Annotated in this window: 16 protein-coding genes; 6 read left to right on the top strand and 10 right to left on the bottom strand. The window is 55.4% G+C overall.

Annotation, left to right across the window (positions count from 1 at the left end):
• Positions 1–76 precede the first annotated feature (76 nt).
• The 3 genes from SH248x_RS15910 to SH248x_RS15900 form a co-directional block, all read right to left on the bottom strand.
• Positions 77–358: a BMC domain-containing protein gene (locus SH248x_RS15910; RefSeq protein WP_459555285.1), complete on the bottom strand. Its 282-nt coding sequence runs from the start codon at positions 356–358 to the stop codon at positions 77–79.
• 137 nt (positions 359–495) lie between these two features.
• Positions 496–1,257, bottom strand: coding sequence for a phosphate propanoyltransferase (gene pduL / locus SH248x_RS15905; RefSeq protein WP_459555284.1), 762 nt, complete (start codon positions 1,255–1,257; stop codon positions 496–498).
• Between the two features lie 107 nt (positions 1,258–1,364).
• Positions 1,365–2,117: a DeoR/GlpR family DNA-binding transcription regulator gene (locus tag SH248x_RS15900; protein ID WP_459555283.1), complete on the bottom strand. Its 753-nt coding sequence runs from the start codon at positions 2,115–2,117 to the stop codon at positions 1,365–1,367.
• Between the two features lie 335 nt (positions 2,118–2,452).
• Here SH248x_RS15900 and SH248x_RS15895 point away from each other — a divergent pair, with 335 nt between their 5' ends.
• Genes SH248x_RS15895 through SH248x_RS15885 form a run of 3 tightly spaced genes read left to right on the top strand, consistent with a single transcriptional unit; the run spans position 2,453 to position 4,243 of the window.
• Positions 2,453–2,773, top strand: coding sequence for an ArsR/SmtB family transcription factor (locus SH248x_RS15895; RefSeq protein WP_459555282.1), 321 nt, complete (start codon positions 2,453–2,455; stop codon positions 2,771–2,773).
• 40 nt (positions 2,774–2,813) lie between these two features.
• A complete protein-coding gene (gene arsB / locus SH248x_RS15890; protein WP_459555281.1) occupies positions 2,814–3,851 on the top strand; it encodes an arsenic resistance protein in 1,038 nt (345 codons plus the stop codon).
• Positions 3,848–4,243, top strand: coding sequence for an arsenate reductase ArsC (locus tag SH248x_RS15885; protein ID WP_459555280.1), 396 nt, complete (start codon positions 3,848–3,850; stop codon positions 4,241–4,243). Before arsB ends, SH248x_RS15885 begins: the two co-directional genes overlap by 4 nt.
• Positions 4,244–4,536: 293 nt before the next feature.
• Here SH248x_RS15885 and accC read toward each other — a convergent pair whose 3' ends face one another.
• The 3 genes from accC to SH248x_RS15870 form a co-directional block, all read right to left on the bottom strand.
• Positions 4,537–5,874 carry an acetyl-CoA carboxylase biotin carboxylase subunit gene (gene accC, locus SH248x_RS15880; RefSeq protein WP_459555279.1) on the bottom strand — a complete coding sequence of 446 codons (1,338 nt, stop codon included), beginning with the start codon at positions 5,872–5,874 and terminating at the stop codon, positions 4,537–4,539.
• A gap of 88 nt (positions 5,875–5,962) precedes the next feature.
• Positions 5,963–6,472: an acetyl-CoA carboxylase biotin carboxyl carrier protein gene (gene accB / locus SH248x_RS15875; RefSeq protein WP_459555278.1), complete on the bottom strand. Its 510-nt coding sequence runs from the start codon at positions 6,470–6,472 to the stop codon at positions 5,963–5,965.
• Positions 6,473–6,727: 255 nt separating this feature from the next.
• The gene (locus tag SH248x_RS15870) at positions 6,728–7,852 is read right to left on the bottom strand and encodes a M24 family metallopeptidase (protein ID WP_459555277.1); all 1,125 of its coding nucleotides are present in this window, start codon (positions 7,850–7,852) and stop codon (positions 6,728–6,730) included.
• Positions 7,853–8,227: 375 nt separating this feature from the next.
• Between SH248x_RS15870 and larB the strand changes: the two genes are divergently transcribed.
• Both larB and SH248x_RS15860 read left to right on the top strand, forming a co-directional pair.
• Positions 8,228–9,001: an AIR carboxylase family protein gene (larB, locus tag SH248x_RS15865; RefSeq protein ID WP_459555276.1), complete on the top strand. Its 774-nt coding sequence runs from the start codon at positions 8,228–8,230 to the stop codon at positions 8,999–9,001.
• A 3-nt stretch (positions 9,002–9,004) separates the two neighbouring features.
• Entirely contained in the window at positions 9,005–9,601 is a 597-nt protein-coding gene (locus SH248x_RS15860) for a hypothetical protein (RefSeq protein WP_459555275.1), read from the top strand.
• 28 nt (positions 9,602–9,629) lie between these two features.
• Here the strand turns inward: SH248x_RS15860 and SH248x_RS15855 are convergent, their stop codons facing one another.
• The 3 genes from SH248x_RS15855 to murC all read right to left on the bottom strand — a co-directional run bounded on the left by SH248x_RS15855 (position 9,630) and on the right by murC (position 12,273).
• Positions 9,630–9,866 (bottom strand): addiction module protein, encoded by a 237-nt coding sequence (locus SH248x_RS15855; RefSeq protein ID WP_459555274.1) that lies wholly within the window; start codon positions 9,864–9,866, stop codon positions 9,630–9,632.
• Positions 9,867–10,016: 150 nt separating this feature from the next.
• Positions 10,017–10,898, bottom strand: a complete 882-nt coding sequence (murB, locus tag SH248x_RS15850; protein WP_459555273.1) for a UDP-N-acetylmuramate dehydrogenase — start codon at positions 10,896–10,898, stop codon at positions 10,017–10,019.
• Entirely contained in the window at positions 10,858–12,273 is a 1,416-nt protein-coding gene (murC, locus tag SH248x_RS15845; RefSeq protein ID WP_459555272.1) for a UDP-N-acetylmuramate--L-alanine ligase, read from the bottom strand. Before murC ends, murB begins: the two co-directional genes overlap by 41 nt.
• A 435-nt stretch (positions 12,274–12,708) precedes the next feature.
• Between murC and SH248x_RS15840 the strand changes: the two genes are divergently transcribed.
• Positions 12,709–14,103 (top strand): MBL fold metallo-hydrolase, encoded by a 1,395-nt coding sequence (locus tag SH248x_RS15840; RefSeq protein ID WP_459555271.1) that lies wholly within the window; start codon positions 12,709–12,711, stop codon positions 14,101–14,103.
• An 84-nt stretch (positions 14,104–14,187) separates the two neighbouring features.
• On the opposite strand, the gene SH248x_RS15835 is transcribed toward SH248x_RS15840, so the two are convergent.
• Positions 14,188–14,574 (bottom strand): VOC family protein, encoded by a 387-nt coding sequence (locus tag SH248x_RS15835; RefSeq protein WP_459555270.1) that lies wholly within the window; start codon positions 14,572–14,574, stop codon positions 14,188–14,190.
• Between the last annotated feature and the right edge of the window lie 70 nt (positions 14,575–14,644).

The raw sequence follows: 14,644 nt of genomic DNA, 5'->3' as shown, positions 1-14,644 counted from the left end.
GACAATGAAGTGGCGATCGGTTCAGGCAGGCGAAGCGGTTTGGCTAACGCCTAGCACCTAAGACCTAGCGCCTGCCCTAGGCTTTCGCTTTCGGCAGGATGCTGACGAGTTCGTCGTGGGGGCGTGGGATGACTTGAACGCTCACCACTTCGCCGATTTTGCTGGCGGCTGAGGCGCCGGCGTCGATGGCGGCTTTGACAGCAGCGACATCGCCTGTAATGAAGGTCGTCACCAGACCGGAGCCGACTTTCTCCCAGCCGGTCATCTTGACGTTGGCGGCTTTGAGCATCGCATCAGCGGCTTCGATCATGCAGACGAGGCCTTTAGTTTCAATCATTCCGAGAGCTTGTTGGGACATGGGTTTGGGGTCCTTGTGAAAATGGAGTTTGCTTTGTGTTGGAGTTAAGGCGCTAGGCGTTGGGCGCTAGGCGCTAGGAAAACAAGGGAGAAGGTGATCGTTTCAGGCCGGCGAAGCTTCTGACTAACGCCCAGCGCCTAACGCCCAGCGCCTAACGCCCAGCGCCTAGCGCCTCCCTCATGACACCCGCACGGTTCGGGTTTGATCAACTCGACTTTGGTCGCGTGTTCCAAGTCGATCGCGTTGCCTTCGTCGGTGTCGATGTGGACTTCGAGTTTGATGTTGTCTTCGGCTCGAACCATCAGGCCTTCGAGAACTCCCGAGCAGCCTTTGGATTCGACGCGAAGATTGATCTTGTCGCCGTGTTGGACGTTGTAACGGGCCAGGTCCGCTGGGCCCATGTGGACGTGTCGCATGGCACGAATCACGCCTTGCCTGAGTTCAACGACTCCCGCAGGACCGACGAGTACGCAGCCCGGCGTGTCTTTAATATCGCCACTGAGCCGGACGGGAAGATCGATCCCCAGCGAGATGCCATCGGTGAAGGCAAGTTCGACTTGAGACGCCGACCGCGTCGGCCCCAGCACGCGCACACTCGGCAGCATCCGTCGACGAGGCCCAACGATGGCCACTGTCTCCGCCGCTGCGTAGTACCCCTTTTGGTAAAGCTCTTTCTCGACCGTCAACTTATGACCTTTGCCGAAGAGAACTTCGACGTGCTCGTCGGTCAGATGCACGTGACGAGCGGAGATGTTGACGACGAGCGGGTTGGGGGGAGGGCTTAGGGCTTGGGGCTTGGGGCTTGGGGGAGACGGGGCCTGTGTGCCAAGCTGCGCCAGGAGCATCTGGCGCACCAGATGTTCGACGGTTTCGCGTTTAAGAGTGCTTGTTGCTGTCATTGGTATTCAGACTATTTGCCACAGAGGACACAGAGATCTCAGAGAGTAAGAAAAGCTTTGCTCTTATCTCTTCTCGGTGATTTCTGTGACCTCTGTGGCTAAAAGTTTTATGTGGCGATCGTTACGGCGATATTCTGTTGTTCCAACATCTGCACCCACTGGGGATCGACGCCATCGTCGGTGACGAGGCGATCGATGTCGTCCAGGGGGCAGAGGTTGACGAGTTCGGTGTGTCCAAGTTTGTGGCTGTCGATCGCGACGATGACTTCTTCCGCAGCTTCGATCATCATCCGCTGGGCATCGACGAGCAGTGTGTTGCTGTTGAACAACCCGCGGCTGGTCAGGCCGCCGGCGCTCATGATGGCTTTACGGACGTGCAGCCCTTTGAGGGTCTGCGTCACGATCGGCCCGAGGGCGACATCGGTCTTGGGGTGGATGTACCCGCCGATGAAGATGAGTTCGATGTTCGGTGCGGTGTGCAGCAGATTGACGATCGGCAGGTAGGTCGTCAGGACCTGCAACTCCATTTTTTGTAGCTGACGGGCGATCTCGAGTGTCGTCGAACCGGCATCGAGCAGGATCGATTCTCCGGGTTGAATCATGGCCGCGACCGCTTTAGCGATCTTCTGCTTTTCAAGATGAGCGCGCGTCACGCGGGTTTCCAGCGCGGGGAGCGACTCCCCGACATAGGCAATCCCGCCACGCGTTCGACGAATCTGGCCCGCCTGGTCAAGCGCCTCCAGATCCCGCCGAATCGTCGACTCGCTCACCCCCAGATGCGCAACAAGCTGCCCCAGGGAGACGTATCCGTGCTCCTGAGCATGCTGCAGAATCTGATCACGTCGTTGGTCGAGGAGCATAATGTTGGCGAAAAGTGATTGGAGCTGACACAATATTGTGGAGGATAACGATCAGAATCAATCAAAATATGTCACAAAGGGAGTGTTTTCTAGGCATAAAATGGGGGGCTATCGTAGTATGCGTCAAAAACTCCCGTCTGTAGCGAGAATATGGGGCGTCTGGGATAGCAATTTGCAATGCGTTCGTTGTTCACCGGATCGTATGTGTTTGTAGAGATGTGACGGAAAATGAAGAATTACTTTAGTTTTGCTTTGTCGTCGCCGAGGGGAAGTCAGTGTTCTTCCTGTCTTCATTGACAGCGAGAAATCGGTCCGCTACATTCGCTTAGGCACATATGCAAACACAGACTTTACTTCCTGAAGCAGTCTTCCGGGCGCTCTCTGACGCGACTCGCTTGAGAATCCTGCATCTGCTCCGAGGTGGAGAGCTCTGCGTCTGCGACCTGGTCAGTTCCCTGGATGCTCCCCAGCCGACGATCTCGCGGCATCTGGCTTACCTGCGGAAGACAGGACTGGTTCTGGCCCGCAAAGAAGGTTTGTGGCATTACTACAAGCTGGTTCCTGCGACGACCGATTTCCACAAGACGGTCATGGACTGCGTGTCCGCGTGTGATCTTCCAGATGTAGCCAACTGTTCGCGATCAAAGTGCAACTGAAATTTTTTTGACTCATACATTCGCTTGAGCGGATATATCAATGCGACTCTCGTTTCTGGATCATTACCTCACGGTTTGGATTTTTCTGGCGATGGCTTTGGGGGTCATCGTGGGGAGTTCATTTCCAGGTTGGGAATTGTGGGTCAACCAGTTTCAGTTCGGAACGACGAATATCCCCATCGCGATCGGCTTGATCGTGATGATGTATCCCCCGCTCGCGAAGGTGAGATATGAAGAACTGGGCGAAGTCTTTCGAGACTGGAAAATTCTTGGGTTATCGCTGCTGCAAAACTGGCTGATCGGTCCCGTGCTGATGTTCGTGCTGGCCGTCGTGTTCCTGCAGGATTATCCCGAATACATGGCTGGCCTGATCATGATTGGGCTGGCGAGGTGTATCGCCATGGTGATCGTGTGGAATGAACTCGCCAAAGGGAACAGCCAGTATGCTGCAGGGCTGGTGGCGTTCAACAGCATTTTTCAGGTTCTCTTCTACAGCGTGTATGCGTGGTTCTTTGTGGCCTACCTGCCACCTTTACTCGGGCTGCAGGGGATGGCGATCGAGATCAGCATCGTAGAAATTGCGACCAGCGTTTTCATCTACCTCGGGATCCCTTTCCTGGCCGGGCTGCTCAGTCGGTTCTTTCTGATTCGAGCAAAAGGGCGTCAATGGTTTGAGAAGAAGTTCATCCCGGTCGTCAGTCCGCTGACGCTCGTGGCGTTGCTGTTCACGATCTTTGTGATGTTCAGTCTCAAAGGAAAGCTGATCGTCCAGATCCCGGTGGATGTCGTCCGTATTGCTGTTCCCCTGTTGATTTACTTCGTGGTGATGTTCCTGGTCAGTTTCTGGATGGGAAAGCAGATCGGGGCGGACTACTCCAAAACAGCCACGATCGCCTTCACAGCCGCCAGTAACAACTTTGAACTGGCGATTGCTGTTGCGGTCGCTGTCTTCGGCATCAACTCGGGAGCAGCGTTTGCAGCGGTGATTGGGCCTCTGGTTGAAGTCCCTGTTTTAATTGGTCTGGTGAACGTCTCGCTGTACTTCCAAAAGCATTATTTCAAGGCTGCTCCACTATGAAAAAGCGTGTCCTGGTTCTCTGTACTGGAAACTCCTGTCGCTCGCAGATGGCGGAAGCATTGTTCGCCAGTGAAGGCTGGGAGGCTGCCTCAGCAGGTTCACGACCATCTGGTTATGTCCATCCGCTGGCCATCGAAGCAATGAAGGAACTGGAGATCGATATCAGCCAGAACCAAAGCAAGAACCTGAGCCAGTTCAAGGATGAAGCGTTCGATCTGGTCGTCACAGTCTGCGACAGCGCGAAAGAGGCCTGCCCGATCTTTCCGAATGTGGGAACGACGTTGCATTGGCCGTTTGATGATCCAGCCGAATCAACCGAGATCGCCATGTTCCGCAGAGTGCGCGATCAGATTCAGAACCGAATCAAATCCTATTTGCAAAGCAATGAGTGATCTCTTTGTCACGCTTGGGGCACCACCCCTGGTCTCCATCTGTTCGCAACGAACAGCTGGATGTTCAGCCTAGTCTTCTCTGGTTAAGCCGCAGTGTTCAAATTCCTTGTAGGGTGCTGGTGAGGCTCTGCGAACCGCACCAATTGTGCGAATGAATGTCGTTTTGGTGCGGTTCGAAGACTCACCAGCACCCTACATTTCGCGCAAAACATCAATGAGAAGACTCCGGCTAAGCCCTAAGCCCAGCGTTGCGACGGCCGCAACGGAAAGCGGCACTGCCTAAGCCCTATTCCCTACCACGTCCGCTCAACAAACGTCGTATCCATCTTCCCCTCAGCGAAGGTCGAGTGCGACAGGATCTTCTTCGCCAGTGGGATCGTCGTCTTGATGCCCTCAATGACGAATTCGTCCAGGGCTCGTTTAGCACAGGCGATGGCTTCTTCGCGGTTTGTGCGGTGAATGATCAGCTTGCCGATCATGGAGTCGTAATACGGGCTGATCGTGTAGCCTTCGTAGATGTGTGAATCGAAGCGGACACCTGGACCGCCCGGCAGACGCAGCTTGGTGATCTTGCCAGGGCAGGGACGGAAGCCGTTTTCCGGGTCTTCCGCGTTGATGCGGATTTCGATGGAGTGGCCGTGGGTTTCGATCTGCTTTTGCTTGAACGGCAGCGGCTCGCCCGCAGCGACACGGATCTGTGCTTTGATGAGGTCAATGCCGGTGACCATTTCGGTGACCGGGTGTTCGACCTGGATCCGGGCGTTGACTTCGATGAAGTAGAAGTTGTTCTGTGGGTCGACGATGAATTCGACCGTCCCGGCGTTGTAATAACCAGCCGACTTGGCCAGTCGGACCGCGGCTTTGCAGATTTCTTCGCGGACGGCGCGGGGCAGGTTGGGGGCCGGAGATTCTTCGATCAGCTTCTGGTGACGTCGCTGGGTCGAGCAGTCCCGCTCCCAGAGGTGGCAGACATTGCCATGATGGTCAGCGATGATCTGCACTTCGACGTGACGCGGATTCTCGATGTACTTCTCGAGATAAACGCCTGCGTTTTTGAATGCTTTTTCTGCTTCCTGGCTGGCAGACGCCAGACCCGATTTCAGCGAGATGTCATTACGGGCGACGCGCATCCCTTTACCGCCGCCACCGGCCGTAGCCTTGATCAGGACGGGGTAGCCGATGCGGTTGGCGACTTCGAGGGCTTGCTTCTCATCAGTGATCAGGCCGTCAGAACCTGGGACGAGGTTGACCTTGGCATCCTGGGCGATCTTCTTGGCTGAGATCTTATCGCCAAGTTTGGCCATCGCTTCATGGGTTGGGCCGATGAAGGTGATGCTGCATTCCTTGCAGACTTCGTTGAAGTGAGCGTTTTCAGAGAGGAACCCATAGCCGGGGTGAATCGCCTGAACGTTGCCCACTTCCGCAGCGGCGATGATGCGCTCGATCAGCAGGTAGGAATCAGAAGCCGCCGCCTTGCCGATGCAGTATTTCTCGTCGGCCAGTTCGAGGTAGTGCGCACCGCGATCGGCTTCCGAGAAGACGCAGACGGTCTGGATGCCGAGTTCGCGACAGGCACGGATGACGCGGAGAGCAATTTCGCCGCGGTTAGCAATGAGGATCCGTTGGAACATGAGTAGGGCTTAGTCAATAGGGCTTAGGGCTTGGGAAGAACGGGGGGGAGTGGCGTGGATGAAAACCGCCGCCACTCGATAACCCATATCAGCTGGCTTTGACTTCGAAGATTGGCTGGCCGAAGTCGACCGAATCGCCGTTCTTGACGAGGATTCTGGTGATGGTCCCGGACACATCCGCGGTGATTTCGTTGTAAACCTTCATGGCTTCGATCAGGCAGACGATCGTGCTCGCCTTGACGGGATCGCCGGCTTTGACGAACGGCGGATCTTCTGGAGATCGAGCTGCGTAGAACGTCCCGACTGTTGGACTCTTGATGATCGAGAGGCTGGGGTCAGCAGCTGGAGCAGCGGCGGCCGGGGCTGCTGCAGGAGCAGACGGGGCAGCGGCAGGAGCCTGATGCATCGGCTGCATCTGAGGTGCATAAGCCTGCGGCATCATGGAGTAAACTTCAGCTGGCCCGCGACGCAGTTTCCACTGCTCGCCACCTTTGCGGAGATGAACTTCGGTCAGGCCGTGCTTTTCCATCATTTCGATGAGTTTGTTGAGCTTATCGAGGTCGAAGGATTCAGCAGCCGTTGGGTCTTGTTTATCCATGGAAGGTTTCGATCAATTGCAAACTAAGGAAATGAAAGTAACGAAAGCAATGTCGCTCAATTCGCGCAAACCCGCAAGGTCTGCAACGTGAACTATATCGAGTTTCCCGGCGGACAGAAACCGAACCGGGGGTTTCTACCACTTGGGAACTGCGAGAAATCGTTCACCACCAAATCGCCAGAAATTCGACGCATCATGAGTGGTGAATGCGTGTAAAGCCTTTTGGTTGCAGTCATTGCGAGGAATAGAGGTGGATCAAAGGTAAATCGTGTTCTCAGACAGCGTTCGAGGCAGGCTCGTCAAAACCTCGCAGCCGGTCTTGGTGATCAGCACATCGTCTTCAATACGGACACCGCCATAACCTTCCAGATAAATGCCCGGCTCGACCGTGACGACCATCCCCGGCTGCAATTCCTGCTTGGATGTCGAGGAAAGACGCAGCGCCTCGTGGACCTCCAGCCCAAAGCCGTGACCCAGGCCGTGTCCAAAATTCTTGCCGAAGCCCGCTTTGGCGATCAGGTCGCGGGCGATGAAGTCAATGTCGGCGGCTTTCGCGTCTGGCTTGAGAGCAGCAATCGCGGATTGCTCGGCGTTCAGGACGGTGTTGTAGACCTTCTCAAACTTGGAAGGAACATTCGTCGAACCAGCCGGGCGGGTGATCATGGTGCGTGTGATGTCGCAACGATAACCTGATTTCAGACGCGCACCGTAATCGATGAGCAGGATCGAGTTGTTTGAAAGGACATTCTTGCCGGGCTTGGCGTGCGGGAGAGCCGACTGCTGATCGATCGCGACGATGGTTTCAAAGCTCGTCCCTTCGGCGCCGAAGGTGTTCATCGCATGTTCGAGGATATTGCGGATATCGAGTTCGGTCATGCCGACCCGGAGTGATGATCGCATCACGGCAAAGGCGCGCTCGGCGATGTAAACAGACGCCTTGATCTCCGCGAGCTCGTCAGCATCCTTGATCATGCGAAGTTCTTCGACCACGCCGTGGGAGGGCTTGAGTTCGATGCCCGTCAGCTTTTCCTGCATCGAAAGGTAGTATTCGACGGTCAACGTGGCCGATTCGATGGCCAGTGACGTCAGGTCGGTCGTCTTGAACAGGCGGTTGATCAGGTCGAGCAGCGTTTCTTCGGTCTTGCGGATTTCCACTTCGAGATCGGAACATTCCTGTCGGATCTGCGTTGTGTAGCGTCCATCGCTCATCAGGAGGACGCGTGTCGGCGTCACGAGAAGAGCGGCACTCGAGCCGCTGAAACCTGTCAGGTAACGAATGTTCGGCAGGTGGGTAACGAGGATCGCCTTGAGCTGCTTACTGCGAAGAGATTTCTGCAGACGGGTACGTCGCTTAAGATAAGTCGAGGGAGCGAACGACATAAGACACATCCTTGTCAGCTGATGATTTGCGAGCCGCGAGTGTTATGTTCTAATGAACGGCCGAGACTTGCGGAAGTGTGAGAAGACTGGAACACGAGGTCGCCGAGGAAGCAGAGGTCGCGGAGACGAAATGCGCGACACTTCTTCGCCCTGAAGGGGCGGGTTCAGTCAGCCCAGGGTGAAACCCTGGGTAGCGCAGTTAGATAGATTTCTTTCCACCCTGTAGGGGTGGCCTCAAATGAGAAAACAACGGTGAGCCGCCCCTACAGGGCGGCATCGAGTCTTACTCCCGGCTATCCCAGGGTTTCACCCTGGGCTGGTAGAAATCGGCCCTACAGGCCGAAGACAGTATGATACCCCCTTGAAAGACGAATCGTGAGTATTGAACAGGCCATCGCCTCATTAAAGTCTGCAGGACTGACGCTGGAAGAGGCGTTGATGTCTGTCGTCACTCAATGGTCAACTGGCGAGACCGAGGCGAGCCAAACCTCTTCCCCCTCAGTTCGCATGGACATTTCCCGACCGGAACGTTGTGGATATCCGGAAGTCATTTATGGAGCCGGTAAGTCGACCGATCAGGTCCTCACGGGTATTCAGCGTCTGCTCGATGCGGGACAGATTGCCTTCGTCACCCGCGTGAATAAACGTCTCGCCAAAGAGATCATCAAGAACTTTGACGCCGCCGAGGTGAACCTGTCCGCAAAGACCGCGCGCATCGGCACTCCTGATCCAAACCAGACTCGCGGCCACGTGATCGTCGCCTCAGCAGGGACCTCCGACAGTCCGATCGCCCAGGAAGCGGTCGAGACGCTCCGCTGGATGAATTGCCATGTCGAACTCATTCAGGACATCGGCGTCGCGGGCCCTCAACGACTTCTGGCCCAGGTCCCCCGACTGCGGAAAGCCGACGCGATCATCGTCGTCGCGGGAATGGAAGGGGCTCTTCCGTCCGTCATCGCTGGCTGGGTCTCTTGTCCTGTGGTCGCCGTCCCGACCAGCCGGGGTTACGGGGCCAATCAGGAAGGAATGACAGCGTTACTGACAATGCTCTCCAGCTGTGCCAGCAACATCGCGACGGTGAATATCGATTCGGGGTTTAAGGGGGGGTATCTTGCGGGGTTGATTGCGCAGCGGAAATGGATGGAATAAACGATGACAGATCGCACGACGTTTGATTTTTATTTAACGCTTCTTGAGCCGATCACATTTCCAAATTTTCTAGTCATCAATGATGACTTCCAGCGACGCTATGATGACCAGGCGTTCGTTGAAGTCATGCAGTCGATGGCAGCGAATGCGCTGGAACGAAAAGACGTCCACCGTCTCGTCTATGGCTTGGCAGATCCTCAATTCGACGTTCAGTACAATCGTATTCGCCAGGCGATTTCTGTGATCAAGCACATGGGCTCGCTGGATCGATTCGACTGCTTTGATTCGTTTTTGAAGCCTTACGTCCTCGCAGAGACAATTCAAGAATTATCGAAAGACCTCCGGACATTCAGTCCTCGCGAGATTGATAGCCCTTACAACGAACTGCTCGATCTCGCGATCAAGTACTATCCAATTCGCAAAACAAGCAATGAGCTCAGTCACGAGCAATTCGAGGAGCTCGAATATGCTGCCAGCCGGGTTAAGAAGCTTTACAAGGAACTATTGAAAGACCTTAAGGAACGCGGGCATTGGCCCGAGGGTGAATTCATCTATAGTTTCATAGGATTTCTTGACGAGAATGATTTTGAAATTGGATGAAATCGCCGTGCTGCATATCTGGCCATAGTCATCTTCCATGAATCATTTGACGTGCTTCCGACCACGGAATACTCTTCTCGATCCCCTGATCGGAAGAATCCATGCGTCGTTTCAGCTCTGTCAACCATTCCTGATGGATCTCCTGCTCATCGGCGGAATCATCCACATCCAGACTCTCGAGCAGCAATGTTGCTAATTGAACACGATCTTCGCGGCTCATCTCCAGAGCAGCTTTCCAGATGTTGTTCTCTCCAGGTTGAATCATAAGCCACCTCTAACGCGATACGACTGTCTGACGGAGTCAGTATCCTCGTGCTGCATAAGAAGGTCAACCATATTCCATGAATGTTGACTCTCTCCGCATGTCGTCAGCCTATTTCCTCGGTGATTGCTGAGGACGCGCGATTAAGTCGAATTACGGCCAGATCTTGATCTCGACTTCCAGATCAACCCCATGCTGAGCCGCGACTTTGGCCTTGATCAGGTCGATCAGGCTGAGGGCGTCTTTGCTGGTCGCGTTTTCGTATGTCACGATGAAGTTGGCGTGACGGTCGCTGACGGCACAGTCGCCGATGCGGGTGTCTTTTAGGCCTGATTGCTCGATCAGAGCGCCAGCGGACATGCCGCGGGGGTTTTTGAAGATGCAGCCTGCGGATTGCTCGGTCAGGGGCTGAGAGGCCTTCTTGCTGATCCAGAGTTTGCGGAGGCGTTTGGTGATTTCGTCGGGATCGTCTTCGTGGAGTTCAAGTTCGCACGAGAGGATGACCATGTCATCCAGGTTGCTGTGACGGTACTCGAAATGAAGGTCAGCTGCTTCGCGAACGTGAATTTCGCCGCGGTTGGTCAGAACGGTGACCGATTTGACGAATTCGCTGATCTCGCCATTGCGTCCACCCGCATTTCCACGCAGGGCACCTCCGACAGTTCCCGGGATGCCGGAGAGGACTTCAAGGCCAGCCAGTCCCGCTGCGATCGTCCGCGAGATCAGGTGCGACAGAAGAGCGCCGGCGCCGGCAGTGACTTTCGTCCCGTCGATGCTGATCCGGCTGAAGATGCCATCAGACAGCTTGATGACGGCTCCGCTGACCCCTTCGTCACGGACCAGGAGATTCGAGCCGGAGCCGAGGATCCGGACCGGGATCTCGTTGTCGCTGCAGTATTTGACGACTGCGGCGAGTTGTTCCTGCGTGTGGGGTTCGAAGAAGTATTGCGCCGGGCCACCGATTTTGAGCCAGGTGTAAGGAGCCAAAGGCTCGTTACGACGCATAATGTCTGAGAAGTCGTCGAGAGAAGTCATACGCAACCTGGTTGATATCGCCTGCACCTAATGTCATCAGGACATCGCCTGCCAAACAGATATCGTCTAAAGTTGCTCCCAGATGGTCAAGCGATGAGCAGAAACTCGCGCGAGTCCATTGGGCAGAGATCGTCAGCGCGAGGTCCTGAGAGACGCGCCAGTGATCAAAATGAGCGTTCTCACGAGCTGCGTAAATCGGCACGATGACCACGTGATCAGCCGCAGAAAAGGCTTTGACGAAATCATTAAACAGCGCCTGAGTCCGCGACAGCTGGTGTGGCTGGAACGCGACGATGAGACGCTGATCGGGAAACTGCTGACGGGCAGCTTCCAGCGTGGCCGTGATCGCAGTCGGGTGATGGGCGTAATCGTCGATGACGGTGATCCCGGCCGCGTGTTCGATGAGTTCGAAGCGTCGCTTGACGCCAGGGAAGGTTTTCATGGCATCGCGGATCGCGATGATGTCGCTGCCTTGTCCCATCCCGAGGGCCATCGCAGCCAGGGCGTTGGCGATCATATGACGACCGACCACAGGCAGCGAGAAGTTGCCCAGCTCGACGCCGCGATAGATGACGTCAAAGCGACTGCCGGAGGGGATCAGTTCGATATTGCGAACAGTCCAGTCGGCGTCAGTCTGGTCATCGAGTGTGAAGGTTTCGAGTCGCTTTGAATCGAGTTCAGCACCACTCTGACGAATCGTCTGCAGGGCAGACTGTTCGATAATGAGGTTGCCGCCGGACTGTGTCAGTTTGTGAGCGAACGTCGCGAAGCTGCGGACGGTCGACTGAAAGCTGTCGTAGCAGTCGAAGTGATCGCTTTCGATGTTCAGAATGACCGCCGACTGGGCGTCGAGGGCCAGAAAACTCTCCGTAAACTCGCAAGCTTCCACGACAAACCGAGACGTGTCGGAACCGCCGGAGATCAGCGTGCCGTCTAAATAGTCACCGCCAAAGATCGTGATGGCATCGAGGTTGGCGCGATCGAGAATCCAGCCAAGCAGGGCAGTGGTGGTCGTCTTGCCGTGAGTTCCGGCGACGGCGAGTGTCTCTTTCGATTGCGAAAGCTGTCCGAGAAATTGCGGATAGGAGAACTGGGTGATCTGCAGGGCGCTCGCGGCACGACGTTCTTCGTTGTCGGCAGGGACGGCTTTGCTGTAGATCAGCAAATTGCAGGCTGGCTTGATGTTGGCAGCCACATGTCGAGTACTTGTTTCGATCCCCATCTCTGCGAGCAGGCAGGAGGTTTCAACCGCCAGGGATTCGTCGCTGCCTGTGACTGTCCAGCCCCATTCCGCGAGAATGAGCGCGAGATTTTTCATGCCTGTCCCGCCGATACCGACGAGATGAGCAGTCCGTGGGGTAGAGAGATCATCCATGACAAGTTGCGTTTCTGACCGATTCAAAGCAGACGTCCTTCGTGAGAGGGTCAAATTGAATCGAATTCGTGAATGCGTCTGGTCAGCCATCTGACCGGACTTCCCCTCCTCCTGAGGCGGGAGGGATTTATATCATGCGTATGTGTTTGGTGAAAGATCGGCTGATCGCAGGCGGGGAGTTGAGCGTTTCCGAGTGGAGAGGAAAGTTCCCTGAACAAGGTTAGCCACAGAGGACACAGAGAGCACCGAGGTGAGAACCGAGAAAAGAGTTGTGAGGAAAAGACTTCGGGTAATTCTTTGTCTACAGAGTTTCTCTGAGTCCTCTGTGATCTCTGTGGCTAAATATTCTCCAGTCGTTTCAGTCGCGAGATGATCGTCAGTTTCGTTAAACTCGACGCGTCTTACCGGGATCACCAATCAGAAAGCCACACATCAATGAAGTTGACATTCCTGGGCGCAGCGGGCGAAGTCACCGGGTCGCAGCATTTGATCGAGACGAAGCATCGACGGATTCTGCTCGATTGCGGGCTCTTCCAGGGGCCACGTCGGGAGTCACGGGCAAAGAACGAGCAGTTCTTCTGCGATCCGCGTCATCTCGATTGTGTCATCCTTTCGCATGCTCACATTGATCACTGCGGGAACCTGCCGCGTTTGATGCGATTCGGGTTTCAGGGCGAACTTTACTGCACGCCTGCCACGTCTGATGTGCTGGAACTGATGCTGCAGGACTCAGCCAAGATTCAGGAAGAAGATGCGCACTACCTCAAGAAGGTCCTGCACCCCGGGCATCCATCGGTCCAGCCGCTTTATGATAAAGATGACGTCCGGCAGCTAAGGAAAGCGATTCGCACGATTCCCTATGGTCAGTGGGAGTCACTCAGTAACGACATGCGGATTCGCTTTCTCGAAGCAGGCCACATTCTCGGCTCTGCGATCACAGAGATCGATCTGCTCGATGATGGGCAGTGGAAGCGGATTGTCTTCACGGGAGACCTTGGTCGCAAGAACCTGCCGCTGCTGGGCGACCCGCAGACGATTGAACGCTGCGATGTGCTGATCTGCGAATCGACGTACGGCAATCGTGTCCACCCTCCATCATCGGACATCAAGGGTCATCTGCATCGGATCTTCAACGAAGCCATCGTCACTGGGGGCAAGGTGATCGTCCCTGCGTTCAGCCTGGGACGGACACAGCATCTCGTCTATTTCCTCAACGAGCTGTTCAATGAGAAGCAGCTGCCGCGAGTGCCCGTCGTCATCGACTCGCCACTCGCGACACGTCTGACGGAAGTTTATCGCGACCATTACAACGTGATGGACGACGAGGCAAAGAAGACGCTGAAGTTTGACCCGGACCTGTTCGAATTCCCCGGCCTCGAATACACGATGAATCAGCAGGAGAGCATCGACCTCAATCACCGCAAAGGCCCGCTCGCGATCATCTCGGCGTCCGGGATGTGCGAAGGGGGACGCGTCGTCCATCACATCAAGCATGCCCTTCATACGCTGGAGAACTCGATTGTCCTCATCGGCTTTCAAGCCGTCGGCACACTCGGCCGGGCGCTGGCGGAACGTCGTCCGTACGTCAAAATCCATGACCGCCAGTTCGAACTCAAATGCCACATCGAACAACTCGACGGCCTCTCCGCCCACGCCGACCAGCAGGACCTCTATCACTGGTTCGAAGCCGCCTCAAACGCCGGCGGCATCGGCCAATGCTTCCTCGTCCACGGCGAAGCCGAACCCGCGAAGGCCCTCGCGGGGGCGGTGAAAGACTTTGTGGATGAAGAGGTGATTATTCCGCAGTTCAAACAGACGTTTGAGGTGTGACGTAGGAAAAAGGATTAGCCACAGAGGACACCGAGATCACAGAGTTTCTTATAGATGTCTCTCCTCTGTGGAGATTAATCTCCCTCACGGCATCGGCGTACAGATCTCAATCAGATACCCATCGATATCTTTGACATACGCAACCACCTGCCCCCAAGGTTTCTCTTCGGGAGCCTTCACCTTCACGGCACCCTCTGCGATCGCTTTTTGAAACGCGGATTCCACGTTATCGGTCGTGAAGCCGAGTTCGATGGGAAAGGTTGTCTTCGCAGTCGGCTTCTCGATCTCCAGTGGTGTCAGTGTGCAGGCAAACTCATACTTCGAGAGCCCCAGCCGCGTCTCGCCCGTCTCAAGTTCGCCGTATGTTCCTTCGTCCGCGAGGAAGCGACGTTTCAAACCGAACGCCCGCTCATAGAAATGGATCGCGGTCGGGACGTTTTGCACGTAGAGGATGGTGTAGCCGAGTTTCATGAGATCGGTTCCTGATTGTTGAATGTCGATTTGGTGTGGTTCGCCGAGCCTCAGAAGCACTGTACTGGAA

The sequence above is a fragment of the Lacunimicrobium album genome, from assembly GCF_052161635.1.
GTDB lineage: Bacteria > Planctomycetota > Planctomycetia > Planctomycetales > Planctomycetaceae > SXPC01.
This window is presented reverse-complemented; position numbering and strand designations above follow the sequence as displayed.